This is a genomic window from Streptomyces sp. NPDC054794, from assembly GCF_053611585.1.
Genome location: NZ_JBSHAQ010000006.1, coordinates 129,747 through 147,664, shown reverse-complemented (window position 1 = coordinate 147,664; position 17,918 = coordinate 129,747). Strand labels below are relative to the sequence as shown.

Below are 17,918 nucleotides of genomic sequence, written 5' to 3'. Positions count from 1 at the left end.
GTTTCCCGCCATATCGAGCCGCGAAACACGCTTTCTGATGTGACTTACGCGACGATGAACGGGCCCGACCTGAACTTCACCCTCTGGGGGGCGTAGCCTTTATTTCCGCTGTCCATAACCTTGTGAAGCGGAAGAGGGCGGTTGCCGCCGTGTCGCCACAGTCCCCCAGTAACGCATCGAGCATCTCGACCGACGACCAAGCCGGGAAGAACCCCGCTGCCGCGTTCGGTCCGAACGAGTGGCTCGTCGACGAGATCTATCAGCAGTACCTCCAGGACCCGAATTCGGTAGACCGCGCCTGGTGGGACTTCTTCGCCGACTACAGGCCGGGCGCCACTGCCTCCCCGGCTCCGGCGGGTACTGCGGCCGCGGGGGCCGCAGGGACCACCACCACGGCCGCTCCGGCCCAGCCCGCGGCTCCCGTCGCCCCGGCGGTGCCCGCGCCCGCTCCGGCGGCCCCGGCGGCTCCTCAGCCGGCCGCCGCCGCGCCGGCCGCGCCGAAGCCCGCCGCTGCCGCCCCGGCTCCCACGAAGCCCGCCGCCCCCGCCGCCAAGCCGGCGGCGAAGGCCGCGCCGGCCACGGCGGCACCCGAGGGTCCCGAGTACGTGACGCTGCGCGGCCCCTCCGCCGCGGTCGCCAAGAACATGAACGCCTCCCTGGAGCTGCCGACCGCCACCTCGGTCCGCGCGGTCCCGGTGAAGCTGCTGTTCGACAACCGCATCGTCATCAACAACCACCTGAAGCGCGCCCGGGGCGGGAAGATCTCCTTCACGCACCTCATCGGCTTCGCGATGGTCCAGGCCATCAAGGCCATGCCCTCGATGAACTGGTCGTTCGGCGAGAAGGACGGCAAGCCGACCCTCGTCAAGCCGGCGCACGTGAACCTCGGTCTGGCCATCGACCTGGTCAAGCCGAACGGTGACCGTCAGCTCGTCGTGGCCGCCATCAAGAAGGCCGAGACCCTGAACTTCTTCGAGTTCTGGCAGGCCTACGAGGACATCGTCCGTCGCGCCCGCGACAACAAGCTGACGATGGACGACTTCACCGGCGTCACGGTCTCCCTGACCAACCCCGGCGGCCTCGGCACCGTCCACTCGGTCCCGCGTCTGATGCCCGGCCAGTCGGTCATCATGGGCGTCGGCTCCATGGACTACCCGGCGGAGTTCCAGGGCACCAGCCAGGACACCCTGAACAAGCTCGGCATCTCGAAGGTCATGACGCTCACGTCGACCTACGACCACCGGGTGATCCAGGGCGCCGCCTCCGGCGAGTTCCTGCGCCAGGTCGCGAACCTGCTGCTCGGCGAGAACGGCTTCTACGACGCCGTCTTCGAGTCGCTGCGCATCCCCTACGAGCCGGTCCGCTGGCTCAAGGACATCGACGCCTCGCACGACGACGACGTCACCAAGGCCGCGCGCGTCTTCGAGCTGATCCACTCCTACCGGGTCCGCGGCCACGTCATGGCCGACACCGACCCGCTGGAGTACCGCCAGCGCAAGCACCCCGACCTGGACATCGTCGAGCACGGCCTCACCCTGTGGGACCTGGAGCGCGAGTTCGCCGTCGGTGGCTTCGCCAGCAAGTCGATGATGAAGCTGCGCGACATCCTCGGCGTCCTGCGCGACTCGTACTGCCGCACCACCGGCATCGAGTTCATGCACATCCAGGACCCGAAGCAGCGCAAGTGGATCCAGGACCGCGTGGAGCGCCCGCACTCCAAGCCGGAGCGCGAGGAGCAGCTGCGCATCCTGCGCCGGCTGAACGCGGCGGAGGCCTTCGAGACCTTCCTGCAGACGAAGTACGTCGGCCAGAAGCGCTTCTCCCTGGAGGGCGGCGAGTCCGTCATCCCGCTGCTCGACGCGGTGCTCGACTCCGCCGCCGAGTCGCGCCTGGACGAGGTCATCATCGGCATGGCCCACCGCGGCCGCCTGAACATCCTCGCCAACATCGTCGGCAAGTCGTACGCCCAGATCTTCCGCGAGTTCGAGGGCAACCTCGACCCGAAGTCGATGCACGGCTCCGGCGACGTGAAGTACCACCTGGGCGCCGAGGGCACCTTCACCGGCCTGGACGGCGAGCAGATCAAGGTCTCCCTGGTCGCGAACCCCTCGCACCTGGAGGCGGTCGACCCGGTCCTGGAGGGCGTCGCCCGCGCCAAGCAGGACATCATCAACAAGGGCGGCACGGACTTCACGGTGCTGCCGGTGGCGATCCACGGCGACGCGGCCTTCGCGGGCCAGGGCGTGGTGGCCGAGACCCTGAACATGTCGCAGCTGCGCGGCTACCGCACCGGCGGCACGGTCCACATCGTCATCAACAACCAGGTCGGCTTCACCGCGGCCCCCGAGTCCTCGCGTTCCTCCATGTACGCGACGGACGTGGCCCGCATGATCGAGGCCCCGATCTTCCACGTGAACGGCGACGACCCCGAGGCCGTCGTGCGCGTGGCGCGGCTCGCCTTCGAGTTCCGCCAGGCGTTCAACAAGGACGTGGTGATCGACCTCATCTGCTACCGCCGCCGCGGTCACAACGAGTCGGACAACCCGGCCTTCACCCAGCCGCTGATGTACGACCTGATCGACAAGAAGCGCTCGGTGCGCAAGCTCTACACCGAGTCCCTGATCGGTCGCGGCGACATCACCCTGGAAGAGGCCGAGCAGGCCCTGCAGGACTACCAGGGCCAGCTGGAGAAGGTCTTCACGGAGGTCCGTGAGGCCACCTCGCAGCCGGTAGCCGCGGACGTCCAGGAGCCGCAGGACGGCTTCCCGATCGCGGTTCCGACGGCGATCTCCTCGGAGGTCGTCAAGCGGATCGCCGAGTCCCAGGTCAACATCCCCGACCACGTCACCGTCCACCCGCGTCTGCTGCCGCAGCTGCAGCGCCGGGCGGCGATGGTCGAGGACGGCACGATCGACTGGGGCATGGGCGAGACCCTGGCCGTCGGCTCGCTGCTGCTGGAGGGCACCCCGGTCCGCCTGGCGGGCCAGGACTCCCAGCGCGGCACCTTCGGCCAGCGCCACGCGGTGATCATCGACCGCGAGACGGGCGAGGACTTCACCCCGCTGCTCTACCTGTCGGACGACCAGGCCCGCCTGAACGTCTACAACTCCCTGCTGTCCGAGTACGCGGCGATGGGCTTCGAGTACGGCTACTCGCTCGCCCGCCCCGACGCGCTGGTGATGTGGGAGGCGCAGTTCGGCGACTTCGTCAACGGCGCGCAGACGGTGGTGGACGAGTTCATCTCGTCCGCCGAGCAGAAGTGGGGCCAGACGAGCGGCGTAGTCCTGCTCCTCCCGCACGGCTACGAGGGCCAGGGCCCGGACCACTCCTCGGCCCGCCCGGAGCGCTTCCTGCAGCTCTGCGCCCAGAACAACATGACGGTCGCGATGCCCACGCTCCCGTCGAACTACTTCCACCTCCTGCGCTGGCAGGTGCACAACCCGCACCACAAGCCGCTCATCGTCTTCACCCCGAAGTCGATGCTGCGTCTGAAGGCGGCGGCGTCGAAGGCGGAGGAGTTCACGAGCGGCGAGTTCCGTCCGGTCATCGGCGACGCGTCGATCGCCGACCCGGCGGCCGTGAAGAAGGTCGTCTTCTGCGCGGGCAAGGTCTACTACGACCTGGAGGCCGAGCGGCAGAAGCGCGGTGTCACGGACACGGCGATCATCCGCATCGAGCGTCTGTACCCGCTGCCGGGTGCGGAGATCCAGGCGGAGGTCAACAAGTACCCGAACGCCGAGAAGTACCTGTGGGCCCAGGAGGAGCCGGCGAACCAGGGTGCCTGGCCGTTCATCGCGCTCAACCTGATCGACCACCTCGACCTGGCCGTCGGCCCGGACGTCCCGCACGGCGAGCGTCTGCGCCGCATCTCGCGTCCGCACGGCTCGTCGCCGGCGGTGGGTTCCGCGAAGCGCCACCAGGCCGAGCAGGAGCAGCTGGTGCGTGAGGTGTTCGAGGCCTAGGCCTCGGCGTACGCCGAAGGGCCCGGCCCCGGAGTTCGCTCCGGGGCCGGGCCCTTCGTCATCGCCCGCGCGGTGGGCCGCTCACCCGGCGGCCGGTCACGACACCTGGGGTTCGAAGTCCCAGTACGGCCGGTTGCGGGCGCGTGCCGACATGGTGTGGACGTGCTGCGCGCCGAGCGTGGCGGCGAGGTCGGACAGTGCCTCCTGCTCCGTCTTCTCGGCCTCCCGCCGGTCGCCGAGCCCGCGCAGGTCGGCCGCGTGCGCGATACGGGCCGACAGGGTCAGCGGATGGGTGCGGCCGAGGGACTCGGTGCCCCGGACGGCGGCGGATCTGCTGAGGTCGGCCGCGGACTCCGTGTCCCCGACCAGGTTGCGCACGGCGGAGGCGTTGACCGCGCACCCCAGGGTCCAGGGGTGGTTCTCCCCCACGGCGTCGGTCATGTCGGCCATCGCCTGCTCGGCCAGGGCGTGGGCCTGCTCGCGCTCGCCGACGCTACGCAGGATCAGCGCGTGGTTGGAGCGGGCTCCGGCGAGGAACGGATGGCCCTCGTCGTGCATCGCCTCGTACCGCGTGATGACGTACTCGCTGGTCTCCCGCGCCTGGTCGATGTCGCCGTGCTCGCGGGCGAAGCAGCTGTGGCTGATGGCGGCGGCCAGCGTCAGCGGGTCCCGCTCGCCCAGCTTGCGCTCGTAGCGCTCCAGGACCCGGGTGAACATCGGACCGGCCTTGCCGCGCTCGCCGATGCGGTAGAGGCACAGGGCCAGGTTGTGCTCGGCGAGCAGGGTCTGCGGGTTCTCTGCGCCCATGACGAGGCGGTACTCGCGCACGTTCTTCGACTGGACGGACTCGGCCTCGGTGTAGCGGCCGAGCAGGCGCAGATTGGTCGCGTAGTGGACCTCGGAGAAGAGCGTCCACGGGTGACGGTTCTTCAGCAGTTGGCGGCGCGCCTCCATGGTCCGCCGGTCGATCTCCAGGCTCTCCTGGTAGCGGCCGAGCAGGCGCAGCGCGAAGGCCAGGTTGTTCAGCGCGTTGAGGGTCCGCGAGTCCTGTTCGCCCAGCAGGTCGCGGTAGGCCGGGTAGAGCCACTCGTACAGCTCCCGGGCCTCGTCGTAGCGGCCGAGGCCCCACAGGTCGGCGCCGAGGCCGTTGGCCGCGCGCAGGTAGTCCAGGTCCTGCTCGCCGCGCTGGGTGCGGAGGTGGTCGACGGCGGCCCGCTCGATGGTCTCGGTGCGCCGGTACTCGCCGGCCGCGCGCATCAGGTTGGCGTAGTGGTAGGTGAGCTCCCAGATCCGCGGGTGGGTCTCGCCGAGCAGGGCCCGCCAGGCGTTCATGGCCCGCTCGCCGAGCTTCATGCCGGACTGGTACTCGCCCGTGAAGTACATGTAGCGCAGACAGTTGAGGACCAGGTTCTGCACATTGCGGTCCTTGCTGTTCAGCACGTCCGCGTGCTTGAGGTGCGGGACGATCTCCGCGTACTCGTCCCACAGGCGGGTGTCGGTGGCCCGCCCGGGGTCGGCGGCGGCCAGGGCCCTGCGCACCACGTCGATGAACTCGCGCCGGTCCTCGTCCGGCATGTCCTTGTGCACGATCTGGTGCACCATGCGGTGCAGGTACAGGCGCTCGCCGGAGGAGACGGTCTCGTCGCCGAGCGCCTCGTGCGACTCCAGGCGCACGACGGAGTACTGGCGCAGCTGGTTGATCGCCTTGTTCCACAGCAGCGGGTCGTTGAGCAGACCCGCGATCTGTTCCGGCAGTTCGTCGTGCGGCATCTCCCGCAGGAGTCGTACGGGGATGAAGCCGGGCGCGAAGAACGTGCACAGCCGCAGCAGGTCCACGGACTCCGGGACGGTCTCGCGGAGTTTGTTCAGCAGTATCGACCAGGCGGTCTGGAAGGCGACCGGGAAGTCCGCGGACACCTTGACCACGTCCCCGTCGATGCCGCCCTCCAGCAGTCCGATGTACTCCTCCACCGACAGGTCGGAGTCGTTGAGCCAGCCCGCTGTCTGGTCGAGCAGCAGCGGCAGGTCCTCCAGCGCCTCGGCCAGCTGGTCGGCGTCCTCCTCCGACAGGCGGGGGGCGCGGCGGCGGATGAAGGCCACCGACTCGTCACGGCCGTAGACGGGCACCTCCAGCAGCTTGCTGTTGTGCTCGCCCCACTCCGGGTTCCGCGAGGTGATCAGGACGTGGCCGGGGCCGGTGGGCACGAGGTCCCAGATCTGGTCCGGTTCGTCCGCGCCGTCCAGGATCAGCAGCCAGCGGGAGTAGGGGTCGCCGCGGCGCAGCGCGTCCCGTACGGCACGCAGCCGCTCGCCGTACTCGGCGCCGGTGGTCAGGCCCAGTTTCGGGGCGAGTTCGGCCATCAGCCGGCGGTAGGTCACGCGGCCCTCGGCGTTGACCCACCACACCGCGTCGTACTCGGAGCCGAAGCGGTAGACGTACTCGGCGGCGAGCTGGGTCTTGCCCACCCCGGACATGCCGTGCAGGGTGAGCACGCCCGCGCCGGTCTCGGCGCCCTGGAGCAGGTGGTAGGCGTCGTTCAGCAGCGGCTCGCGTCCGGTGAAGCGGGTGTTGCGGCGCGGCACGCCGCCCCACACCTCGGGCGTGGACGCCGGGAAGCGCCGGCCGCGCCGCTCGCCCTCGGCCGGCAGCGGCATCGGGTCGGCGGGCAGGCCGAGGCGGTCGAGGAGGCGTCGTTCGGCCTCGTCGGCGCCCATGTTGGTCAGTTCCACGGGGGCCAGCACGGTGGTGGCGGTGGGCACGGACGCGGTGGTGATGGAGACGGCCGCGAAGCGGGTCGGGTCGGGTGCCACGATCTCGCGCAGCGCCGCGTTCCACTCCTCGTGGGTGCGCGGTCCCAGCTGGAAGTACCACTCGCTGACCACGATGAGGATCCGGCCCTCGGCGAGTGTCAGGTCGCGCAGCAGGTCGACGAGCGGGACCTCGGTCGGCGAGTCCCAGCGCATGTACACGACTCGGAGGCCACGCCGCTCCAGACGGTCCCCCATCCAGGCCGCCCAGGCCCGGTTGAAACCGGCGAAGCTGATCGTGACGGTAGGTTTCGTGGCCCCTTTGTCGGCCGAACCGACCGGCCTACGAACTCCAGACATGCAGCGGCCTCCCCGCACGTAATGTTAGAACCTCGGCGCGGCACCGCGATAGGCGTTGACAGGTTTCCGTCGTACGCGCGCTCCTTGGTTCGCATCTCTTCCCGCAAGCGCAACGATCTTCACTCGAATTGGCAACATTTCTCACCCAGTTGGCCGTATTCGACGGTTCGCGAACAGGGCTCGGGCGGACGCCACATAGGCCTGCGCGCGCACGGCGTGGCCGCGCGGCGCGGGGTGCTCGCCGAGCCGTTCGTGGACGGCGACCATCGCGTCGACGAACCGGCGTCCGCGCACGGTCAGGTCGGTCGAGCCGACGAGTGCCGGGAGCGCGGCGCCGACCTGTTCCCGGCAGCGGGCGTGCACCGCCCAGGCCGCCTCCCGGTCGGCGGGCCGCGCCAGGGTGAGCGCGCGGCGCTGGAAGAAGTCGGCCAGCGCCAGGTGCGAGTAGGTGCCCTGGAGCAGGCCGTCGTAGGGGCGCGGGTCGGGCCGCCAGGGGGCGAAGTAGCGTTCGCGCGCGTCGGCCTGATGGAGGGTCACGGCCTCGCTCAGGGCGACGAGTTTGGTGTGCTGGAGTTCGTGGACCAGGGTCGCGGCGAAGACCGTCGGGGTCTGCGGGGTGCTACTGAGGACGGCTCCGAAGGCCTCGCGCCGGGTGCCGCTGCAGGTGCCGCCCGTGCAGTCGTCGGGGTCGGTGCCGGGCGGCGCGGCCAGCGGGATCAGACAGCGCAGCAGGGCGACGGCCTCCGCGAGACGCTGCTCACCGCCCAGCCGGAGTTCGACGGCGGTCCCCGACCAGGTGTGCAGCCAGCGTTTGCGCTCCGCGTCGTCGAGGGTGGCGGCGCCGCTCAGTCCGCGGTAGCGGGCGCCGCCCTGGACCGTGCGATACGGGTCGAGGTCGTCCAGCGGGGTGGGTGCGGCGCCGGTGGCGAGGGCGGGCAGGGCGTACGCGGGGGTCCAGGCGGCGGAGCCGGACCAGGCTCCGGTGCCCCGCTCCACGTGGACGACGACGTCCGCCGCGCCCCGCTGCTTGAGGGTCAGCCGCCCGCCCGTGTGGGCGACGTCGACCGGGACGTCCCCGGGGTCCGCGGTGCGCAGGGCCCCGAGGGAGGGCAGGGCGAGCGTTCCGTCCCGGGCCGTGAGGCGCACCGCGAAGGGGACGCCGGCGCGGGCCGCGGCCGCCGCGGCGAGGGCGCCGAAGTGCGCGAGGTCGCGGCCGAGTTCACGGGCCCGGTCGGGCGCGCCGGGCCGGGCGGGGTCCGTGCCGAGGGCGCGCAGCAGGCGCTGGGCCCAGGCGCCGACCAGGGGGTCGAGCAGCCGGACCCGGGCGGGCGAGCGGGCCGGGCGGCCGGGGCGCTCCTCGCTCCCCTCCGCCGGCGGTCCGGCCGGGGCCGCCGAGTCGGCCGCCTCCAGCAGCGCCCAGTCCTCGAACAGCCGGGTCCGGGCGGCGGCGGGACAGAGCGCCGGGTCGGCGCCCGCCACCGCGTCGAGCACCGCGCGCAGCAGGAGCAGCCGACGGGAGTCCTGGTCGCGGGCGAGCAGCGCGAGGGTCTCGGGCCCGCCTTCGGTGCGGCCGAGTTCGACGAGCGCGCGGTCCGGGATCTCCGGAAGTGTCACGGGGTGTCCCCTTCGCGAGAGGCGGACGACGAGGTGGCCCGCGCCGCGTCCGCCGTCAGCCGGCCCGCCACGTGGTGGATGAAGCGCTGCAGGTCGGCGCAGTACACGGAGGGGTTGGCGAAGCCGTGCCCGGCGCGGTAGCGGTGGGCGTACTGGCCGCCGCCGCAGACGTGCAGCAGTGGGCAGGCCCGGCAGGTCGCGGACAGTGCGGCGGCGCCCGCCTGCCGGGCGGCCACGGCGGGGTGCCGCAGCGCCTCGTCGAAGTCGTGCCGGAAGATGTCGAGGCCGGTCCGGGCGGCGCCGTCGTACGCGGACTTCAGCGAGTCGACCTGCTCGATCGACCCGTCCGTCTCCACGACCACGGCGGCGAAGGGGGCGAGGCCCAGCGACTCGGTGACCGCCGGCAGGCCCAGCAGCAGCGCGAGGCACTCCTCGAAGAGCCGCACCCGCGTCTCCCGCCGTCCGGCCTGCCACCAGCGGTCGAAGACGGCGCACAGCCAGTCCCCGTGGACCGTGCCGGAGTCGTCCAGGTGCGGCGGCGGGTTCGACCAGTTCCCGTGGGGAAGCAGCAGGTCGAGGGCCGGTGGGCCGAGGGCGAGCAGGGACTCGTACATCTCGACCGGGTCCAGCGTGGGGTCGACGACCGCGAGGATTCCGGCGTACGACTCGGGGAAGCGGGCGGCGACCAGCCGGGCGCCGCGCACGGCGGCGGGCCAGGACGGGCGCCCGGAGCGGTGGACGCGCAGCGCGTTGTGGGCGGGGAGCCCTCCGTCGAGGCTGATGCCGATGCGAATGCCGTGCCGGGCCAGGGCCGTCACACGGGCCTCGGTCAGGAGGGTGGCGTTGGTCTGGACGACGGCGTGGACCGCGCAGCCGGCGGGTACCCGGTCCCGTACCAGATTGGTGAACCGGCCGAGCGTGCCCACGCCCGCGAGCAGCGGCTCTCCCCCGTGCAGGACGAGCGAGAGGTCTCTCAGGCCGTGGTCGCGGGCATGGTCGGCGATGCGGGACGCGGCGCGGTCCAGGACCCGGGGCCCCGCCGCGGCCGGGCGGGTGCGCCAGGTTTGGTCGGGGCCCTCGTAGAGGTAGCAGTAGCGGCAGGCGAGGTTGCACCGGCCGTGCACCTTCACGATGAACTGCCTGAAGGGCACGACGGGTTCGGCTGTCGCATCGGGTGCGACCTCTCCAGACACTCCAGCACCCCCATGCCGTACGTCCGCGCCCCGAGCCCCCGCTCGATACGGAACCGCCTTCCCTGGCCCGTCGAACCCACAAACACGGATCGTTCGATATTGACCGATTCAATTGAGGAATTGACCGGTGCCCCCTGGGTTCAGAGAGCGCTGCTGAACCCCCAGAGCATCTCGCTGGGCCGCGTGGACCGCTCGCGCAGATCCTCCACCACCTCCCGCAGCACGGGGTGCTGAAGGGTCCTCAGTTCCGTCAGGTCGAGCTCCAGCAGGTCCGGAAGCGGCTCCCGTGCCTGCGTGCCGTGCGCGGCGGTGTCCTGCCGCGCCGTGTCCCGTACGTCCATCCCCGTTCCCCTCTCGTCCGGATCACTCCAGGTCCGCGAGCCGCTGTGCCGTCTGACCGGCGGTCGGCTCGCTCGTGGTCACGCTGTCGTCCGGTACCCGCGACCACTCGGCCCGGGCGGCCCGGTAGGCCTCCCGGGCGGCGCGCGGGCGCGCCGCCGCCTCGTAGCTCATACCCCGCCAGTGGTGTGCCTGCGCGCCCAGTTCCACCGATTCCTGACGGCGGCGGTCCGTCTCCGCCTCCTCCTCCGCCTCCCGGGCCGCCTCCGCGGCGGCCCGGAACGCGTCGACCGCCTCGTCGAGGCGTGCCGGACGACCCAGGCTCTGGTAGGCCTCGAACTGCACCTGACCCAGTTCCAGCCAGCACCGCGCGGCCAGCAGCGGGTCGTCGGCCCCGGCCGCCGCGAGCCCGAGGAGATGCTCGGCCTCGCGCAGGTCGACCCGGTCGCCGCGGGCGCGGTAGCGCAGCATCAGCGCCCGGCCGAGCAGCAGCAGACGGCCGGCCAGCAGATGGCTGCCCACGGGCGTCTCCGTACGGCAGTCCCGCAGGACGCGGATCGCCCGGGACAGCGGCTCGTGGGCCGGCGTGCCCGTCTCCAGCGCGGCCCGGCGCAGCAGCGCCTCGCCCCATTCGGCCAGCACGTCGGCGTGCGCCGAGGCGTCCCGGGGCATGCGTTGCGCGGCCTGCTCGAAGTGCCGGGCCGCCCGGAGGAGTTCGCGCGGGTCGCCCGACTCGTCGTAGCGGGCCGCCGCGATCCGCCCGGCGCGCACCAGCAGCAAGGCCCGCACGCCCTGTTCGCGGGCGAGCCCCTGCGCCTCGTCGACACGTGCCTGCGCCTCGTCCAGCGAGCCGCCCGCGAGCAGCAGCGCGTCCACCAGGTCGATGAGGATCCGTACGCGCGGGAGGGCGGCGGCGGCCTCGGGGTCGTTGTCGAGCGCCCCGCGCAGCGACTGCGCGCTCTGCTGCGCGTACCGGCGGGCCTGTTCGCGGTCGGCGGTCACGCCGGACAGCCGCAGCAGGACGCGACCGTGGGCGAGCGGGAGTTCGGGCGGCCGGTGCCGGGGGTCGGGCCAGGCGTCGGCGAACGCCTCCAGCATGCCCACGGCGCCCTGGAGCAGCGCGCTGTCGCCGCCGAGCCGCCACTGGGCCTCCAGGGCTCCCACCCGTTCCAGGGTGAGCCGCAGCGCCTCGGGCTCGTCCAGGTCGGGCGCCCCGCACGCCACGGCGTACTCACGGTCGGCCCGGCGCAGCAGGTCGAGTGCGGCCCGCTGGTCGCCGCGCCGCCTGCGATCCGTCGCGGCAGCCCGCAGCACCCGGGCCAGGACGGCCCGTTCGCGTACGGCGCGGGGGTGCGCGACGGCGCGCTCGGCGGCCGTCTCCGCCTCGCGCAGCAGCTCCGCACCGCCCTGCATCTCCCACAGCCGCAGCACGCAGTGCGCGTACTCCGCCCACAGCTCGAAGTCCCGGCCCGCGGGCCGCTCGTGCTCGGTCGCGCCGCGCAGCAGCTGGACCGCGTCGATGAGGTCCTGCACCATACCCTCGCGGTCGAACCGCTCGACCAGCGTGCGGGCCCGGGTGACCGCCGGGTGCGGCGGGCGGTCCTCGTCCGGGTCCTCCCGCTCCCGGCTGCCGTACAGGGCGAACTGCTCGGGCAGCGGCATGAACCGCTCCAGCACCCGCGCCGCGACCTCGGCGAACGGCTGCGGGACCAGGGTCGCCGCGCCGTTGTCGCCGTTCTCGGCGGCGTATCCGGTGCCCGGCGCGTACGGGCGTCCTGCGCCGCCGTCGCCGAGCTGGGCGAGGGCGAGGGCAGGGAAGTTGGGCCCACCCTTGCCGAAGCGCTGCTCGATGTACTCCGAGCAGTGCTTGAGCACGAGCATGGCCTCGTCCCGCCCCAGCGGCGACAGCAGCGACTCCTGCACGCCCGGCGCGAACTCGTACCACTGGACGCCGTCCTGCGCGGGGTTCTCGCGCGAGCGCGACACCAGGCCGCTGAGCAGGACCTCGGCGAGTTCGGAGGGCCCGGAGTCGGGCAGCATGGTCCGCTGCACCAGCTGCATCACCGGCAGGCAGAGCGGGGCCGCCGCCAGATAGACGGCGAGGCGGCCCGCCGCCGGGGAGGCCGTGGAGCGGAATCTGCTGACCAGTTCCAGCGCGGACGCGCGGCGGCCGGGCCGGCCCGTCGGCGCGGGCGGCTGGTCCGCCCGCACCCAGCCGACGGCCCCGGACACGGGGCCGGCGCCGGCCCCGGACAGCAGCCGTGCCCAGGCCCCGAGCGCCACCGGCTCGGGCGGCAGCACGGGCACGGGCAGCTCGCCCCGGCGGGGCTCGGCCGGGGCTCCGCTGTGGGTACGCACCCGCAGCGCGACGCCGCCCAGCGCGTCGCCGCGCATCAACGCGCCGTAGGAGACCGGGAGTCGGGTGCGGTGCCACATGCGCTGGGGCAGCGGCTGGAGTACGGCGGCCGGGGCCTGCCGGGAGAGGTGGTGGAGCAGCCGGTGGGCGTGGCCGCTGCGCCACAGGGGGCCGGCGCAGTCGCTGACCAGCAGGGTGACCCGGCGCCCGGTGGGGTCGCTGAGCCGGTCGGCGGAGTGCAGGGGTGCGGCGTGCGGCTCGGGGCTGCGGCTGACGGCCGGTTCGCCGTCCGGGCCCTGGTGCAGATGGCTGACCTGGATGTCCCAGAAGGCGCCCAACTGGCTGAAGACCTGCTCCAGTTCGGCGAACATGCGGTCCCACACCCGCATCGAGGAGGAGGCGTCCATCACCAGCTGGAGACGCGCGTCGGCCCGCCGTACGGCCCGGAACACGGGGATGACGAGACCGCCCGCCTGCGCGCTCAGTTCCGCCGTCGCCGTCTCGTCGAGCGCCGAGCGCAGCGGGGGCGCGGCGCTGCGGTAGCCCTGCAACGGGCGTAATGCGCGCTGGAGTTCGAGCGCGGCGGGCAGCGCCGGGGCGGCGGGCACCCCGACGGGCAGGGGCGCCGCCCGGCCGGTACCGCCCGTCGGCGTGCTGTGGAACGGCACCGGGTAGAGGGCGACCCGGCGGTCGCCCGACGCGTCGTACGGCTGGGGCTCGGGCACGGCGGGCTCGCGCTCCGCGACCTGGGACGACGGCGCGGCCGCGGCCGCCGCACCGCCGACCGAGGCGGGCGCGCCTCTGCCGCCGAGCGGCGGGGAACCGGGAACGGGCCGCTGTCCGTCCTGTTCGGGCACGCGCGTGGGCCGGGCCCACCGCGCCAGCCACAGCGCGTCGCACACCTCCTCGCCGTGCGGGTCGAGCCCGACCTGCCGGAGCCGGACGATCAGCTCGGCGATCGGGTCACCGTCGGACAGGGCGAGGTCGCCGACGAGGCCCTCGGCCGGACCACCGGCTCCGGGGCCGTGACCGTTGGCCGAGGAACCCGGGCCGTGGCCGGCGACCGAGGAGCCTGGACCGTGGCCGTCGGGCGAGGAGCCCGGGCCGTGGCGTGCCGCTGTGTCGGGCATCAGCGCCTCACCTCGGGCGGTCGAGTCGCTGGATGAGCAGGTCGGCGAGTCGGTCGCGGCTGGGCGGAGCGGCCGCGTCGGTGAGGTAGATCGCGTTCAACAGCTGGTCGGCGGCGAGGAGTTCGCTGCGGGAGCGCTCCAGGAAGCGGGTGATCAGGTCGTCGCCCGCACGGGCCGCCTCGTCACCGAGATGCGCCCGGACGAAGGTGGCGAGCCGATTGTGGTCGGGCCGCCCCAGCTCCAGGTGGATGCAGCGGCGCATCAGCGGCGCCGGGAAGTCCCGTTCCCCGTTGCTGGTGAGGACCACGAACGGGAAGGCGCGGCAGCGCACCCGGCCGTCGCGGACGCGGACCTTGGTGCCGTCGGCGGTGAGCACCTCGGCCTCCCCGTCCGGCAGCCGGTCGGCGATGCGCTCCAGCTCGGGTATCTGGAACTCGCCCTCCTCCAGCACGTTCAGGAGATCGTTGGGCAGGTCGATGTCGCTCTTGTCGAGCTCGTCGATGAGCAGCACACGCGGGGTGTCGGAGGGCAGCAGCGCGGTGCCGAGCGGACCGAGGCGGATGTAGCTGCCGATGGCCTCGACGGTTCCGGGGCTCCCGCCGGCCGCGCCGAACCCACCCTGTGCGGCGATCTGGACGTCCTGCAGACGGGCGATGGCGTCGTAGTGGTACAGGCCGTCCTGGAGCGCGGAGCGGCTGACGATGGACCAGCGCAGCACGTCGCCCAGGCCCAGTTCGTACGCCACGGAGTGGGCCAGCGTGCTCTTGCCCGCGCCGGGGCTGCCGGTGACCAGCAGCGGGCGGCGCAGATAGAGCGCCGCGTTGATCATCTCCAGTTCCTCGGCGCCGGGCCGGTGGAGTTCCGCCAGATGCCGGTGCGCGCCCAGCCTGCGGTCCCGGGAGCCGTCGCCGTCGCCCTCGCCCTCGCCCGCGTACCGGCCGGCGAAGTCCCGCCAGGGCGGCGGCGGGGGCAGCCGGCTCATTCCGTCGTGGGGTTCTCCGGCACCTCGGTAGATGAGCCACTCACTGGATTCGGTCATGGTCCGGTCCTCGTCGTCACTCGTCCGCCACGGCAGCCGCCGAACGTGCATCACGGTATCGACCAACAGGTAAGCCCGTAAGGGGCCGACGGGTGCACAGGGCACGTTGCATCAGGGGGCCTCCAGCAGATCGTCGGTTCCGGGCAGCGGCGACCGCGGATCGTCGTACAACAGTGCTATCCCGTGGGCCCAGAAGGCCTCCGTGAGTCCTCTGTGCAACTTCACCCTCAGCCCGTGCACCAGGTGGGGAAGGAACGCCGCGCCGACGCCGTCGTCGACGACCCGCTTGGCTCCGCGATGGAACTCCCCGCACACCGCGTCCGGTTGACCGCGCCAGCGGCGCCACAGGACCACGCCGAAGCCGGCGTACACGATCCGGCCGAGCGCGGCGGCGTCGTCCTCGTAGCGCTGGTCGCCGTAGCGGCACAGCACCGGTACGGAACGGGGCGGCAGACGGCGCAGCTCCGCCACGCCCGGCACCGGCTCGCGCACCCCGTCGTCGCAGTCCAGCACCTCGGTCTGGGCGTCATGGACGTGCAGCCGGCGCCAGCGGTCCCGGCGCTCCCCGTCGGCCTCATCGACCTCGTCGGCCTCCACGGCCTGAGACCACTGCGTGCCGGGCAGGGCGGCGTCGCCGTCGCCGGGCAGCTGGTCGCGGTCGGAGCAGCGCACGACGACGGGGCGCTCGGCCCCCAGCGGCGGCCCGTCCGGCCGTAGCCGCCACTCGTCCACGTCCAGCCCGAGCAGGACATGCGGCAGCGCGGCGTGCAGCGCCACGGGCCGCCCGGGTTCGTCACAGTGGCGGAAGGCCTCGGCGAGGGGTTCGACGACCTGCCGCGCGAGTTCGTCCAGCGGGGTGCGGGCGGCCTCGTGGAGCCGGGTCATCCCGCCGTCGGGGGCGGCCACCGAGATCGACCAGTCGCAGCGGTCGGGCTCCCAGCCCCTGGGCAGCACTTCGAGCAGGACGGACAGCCGGGGCACCGCCTCGCGCGGCTGGTCCGGGCCCCATTCCGCGGGCGTCTCCCCGGTGACCGGGCCGACCGGCAGCTGCCCGACCGGCTGCCCGGCCCCGGGCGGACTCGGCGGGGCCGGCGGCGCGCCCGTCCCGGTCCCCGGGCCGTTCCCGGGGTCGGTGTGCAGACGGCGGCGCTCTCCGAGCCACTTGGCGCGCTGCCGGGCGAGCCCGTGGCGATAGCCGCTGTCGAGGCCCGTCGAGGCGTGCTTCACCCAGTCCCACAGGGCCTGTTCGGCATCGAGGATGCTGGGGGTCGCGGGGCGTTCGACCGCCATGACCTGCATCGCGTAGTCGAGTACGAGCTTCAGGGCCCCGTCGTGACGGGCGTTCTCGTAGAGCACGCCCAGGCCGTCCCGCCAACCGCGCGGAGCCGGTACCAGGGTCGGGAGCTGGAAGTTCGGCAGATTGTCGAGGATGTCGAGCAGTCCGCGGGTGGTGGGCGGCGGCGGCAGTTCGGCGAGCCGGCCCAGCAACTCGCCGCGCTCGTCGGGGCCGAGCGTCCGGCCGGCCCGCGCGCCGAGCTGCGCCTGTACATCGGCCCAGGTGGGGCGGCGTGAGTCCGAGGGCTGCTGCCGGTCGCGGTGGTACCGGTCGTGCGCGTGGAAGACCGCCTGGTAGACGTCGTCGTGCTCGGTCCGCACGGCGTCCGGCGGCACCTGTAACGTCCGCAGCCGCTCGATCCCGGTGGAGGTCCCGCCCGTCCCGTGGTCCGCACGCGACTTCAGTACGCCGATGACCTCGCCGCGCACCGGGTCGATCACCGGGCCGCCCGAGACCCCGGGTGGCAGATCGTTCTGCCCGAGCCGCATCTGCACCCCCGCCGACCAGCCGCCGATGGTTCCCTGCACGGAGAGGAACCCGTCCAGGATCTGCAGCTGACCTCCGGTGACCGTCCAGCCCGCGTAGAACACCCTGCCCTCGCCGTAGTGCGCGGTGGGCCGCTCGGAGACGTACACGCAGTCGTGGGCGACGGGTTCGCGCAGCCGGACCAGGGCCAGGTCCGGGGCGGGCCAGCTGCCGGGCACGCGGCGTTCGACGTGCTCCGGGAGGGTGGCCGCCACCTGTCCGGGGACGGCGGACGGGCCCTGGCCCGGGGCGGTCTCGTAGATCACCGACACCTCGCCCCCCTTCCCTCCGTCTACCACGTGTGCGCAGGTCAGCACCCAGTTCGGGGCGATGAAGAAGCCACTGCCGAGGAAGGTGCCGGGTTCGTCCAGGGCATACCCGACACCAGTGCGATGAATGCGCACGGTGGCCGCCATGACGAGTTCACGCAGAGCATGGCGGGCGGCATGGGCGTTGCCCGGTGCGCCCCCGTCGTGCGGCTCGGTCATACCCCGCCCCCGCCGGCGCTCCCCTGGGCACCCCCGTGCACCGGGGCGCCGGTGGACGCGCCCGCAGCGGGGGCGCCACCGTTGGGGCCGGGGGGTGATGCGTGGCCGGGCGCGGACGCGGACGCGGATGCGGATCGGGAGGCCGAGGTGGCGTGCGCGGCGTCGGTGTCGGCCCCGGGGTCGGGGTCCGGCGGGCCGCCGCCGTTCCAGGTCAAGGTCACCGTGATGCCGGCCTTCGCCTCGCCGTCCGCGAGCAGGCCCACGACCTTGCCGGCCTTCGCGGTCAGCTCGATCCCGAACTCGACGCTCACCTCGTCCGGCCGCACCGCGCGCAACGGCTCGGCCAGCGACCGCGCGACGCCGGTGACGAGCGAGTGGAGACTCTCGACGCTCGCCTCCACCCGTTCGGCGAACCCGGTGTCCGTGTACGACAGTTCCCCCGGCGGTACGGCCAGTTCCTCGGCCCCCGATATCCGGGCCCACACCGGCGTGCCGTCCGGCAGTTCGACCCGCGCTACCCGCGTCACTTCGTACCCCATGACGTTCCCCCGTTCCCCCGAACCGATGTTCCCGCACGGGAAGACCTCGCCCGTGCCTCCCGCAGGCAAAGACTCCTTCCCCTGTCGACGGAGCCCTACCCCTTGGGCGGCACGGTGGCACCTCATGCCCCTCCGGCAGTTCGTCGGCCCAGGCGGTCCATGGGCACCATGTCCCGTACGCCTATCCTTTTCGTGTACCTGTCGTCGCTTCCCGGACGGGAAGGCGGCACCTCTTCACCCGGCAGGGAGGACGTTCCTCCCGTACGGGAGCGGGCCTGCCCGCCGTACT

Annotated in this window: 9 protein-coding genes; 1 reads left to right on the top strand and 8 read right to left on the bottom strand. The window is 73.0% G+C overall.

Annotation, left to right across the window (positions count from 1 at the left end; translation table 11 throughout):
* Positions 1–149: 149 nt before the first annotated feature.
* On the top strand, positions 150–3,962 hold the full coding sequence (locus ACWGKT_RS08365; RefSeq protein WP_453272974.1) for a multifunctional oxoglutarate decarboxylase/oxoglutarate dehydrogenase thiamine pyrophosphate-binding subunit/dihydrolipoyllysine-residue succinyltransferase subunit: 3,813 nt from the start codon (positions 150–152) through the stop codon (positions 3,960–3,962).
* Between the two features lie 96 nt (positions 3,963–4,058).
* On the opposite strand, the gene fxsT is transcribed toward ACWGKT_RS08365, so the two are convergent.
* From fxsT to ACWGKT_RS08325, 8 genes are all read right to left on the bottom strand, one after another.
* On the bottom strand, positions 4,059–7,070 hold the full coding sequence (fxsT, locus tag ACWGKT_RS08360; RefSeq protein WP_453272973.1) for an FxSxx-COOH system tetratricopeptide repeat protein: 3,012 nt from the start codon (positions 7,068–7,070) through the stop codon (positions 4,059–4,061).
* Positions 7,071–7,211: 141 nt separating this feature from the next.
* Positions 7,212–8,684: an aKG-HExxH-type peptide beta-hydroxylase gene (locus ACWGKT_RS08355; protein ID WP_453272972.1), complete on the bottom strand. Its 1,473-nt coding sequence runs from the start codon at positions 8,682–8,684 to the stop codon at positions 7,212–7,214.
* Complete coding sequence (locus ACWGKT_RS08350; RefSeq protein WP_453272971.1) at positions 8,681–9,877, bottom strand: FxsB family cyclophane-forming radical SAM/SPASM peptide maturase; 1,197 nt, start codon at positions 9,875–9,877, stop codon at positions 8,681–8,683. Before ACWGKT_RS08350 ends, ACWGKT_RS08355 begins: the two co-directional genes overlap by 4 nt.
* Positions 9,878–10,017: 140 nt before the next feature.
* Complete coding sequence (gene fxsA / locus ACWGKT_RS08345) at positions 10,018–10,218, bottom strand: FxSxx-COOH cyclophane-containing RiPP peptide (RefSeq protein ID WP_453272970.1); 201 nt, start codon at positions 10,216–10,218, stop codon at positions 10,018–10,020.
* Between the two features lie 22 nt (positions 10,219–10,240).
* Positions 10,241–13,702, bottom strand: coding sequence for an SAV_2336 N-terminal domain-related protein (locus ACWGKT_RS08340; RefSeq protein ID WP_453272969.1), 3,462 nt, complete (start codon positions 13,700–13,702; stop codon positions 10,241–10,243).
* A gap of 7 nt (positions 13,703–13,709) precedes the next feature.
* Positions 13,710–14,741, bottom strand: a complete 1,032-nt coding sequence (locus ACWGKT_RS08335) for an AAA family ATPase (RefSeq protein ID WP_453272968.1) — start codon at positions 14,739–14,741, stop codon at positions 13,710–13,712.
* Positions 14,742–14,852: 111 nt separating this feature from the next.
* Positions 14,853–17,090: a VMAP-C domain-containing protein gene (locus tag ACWGKT_RS08330; RefSeq protein ID WP_453272967.1), complete on the bottom strand. Its 2,238-nt coding sequence runs from the start codon at positions 17,088–17,090 to the stop codon at positions 14,853–14,855.
* Positions 17,087–17,629 (bottom strand): CU044_2847 family protein, encoded by a 543-nt coding sequence (locus ACWGKT_RS08325; RefSeq protein WP_453272966.1) that lies wholly within the window; start codon positions 17,627–17,629, stop codon positions 17,087–17,089. The genes ACWGKT_RS08330 and ACWGKT_RS08325 overlap by 4 nt, the downstream gene beginning before the upstream one ends.
* Between the last annotated feature and the right edge of the window lie 289 nt (positions 17,630–17,918).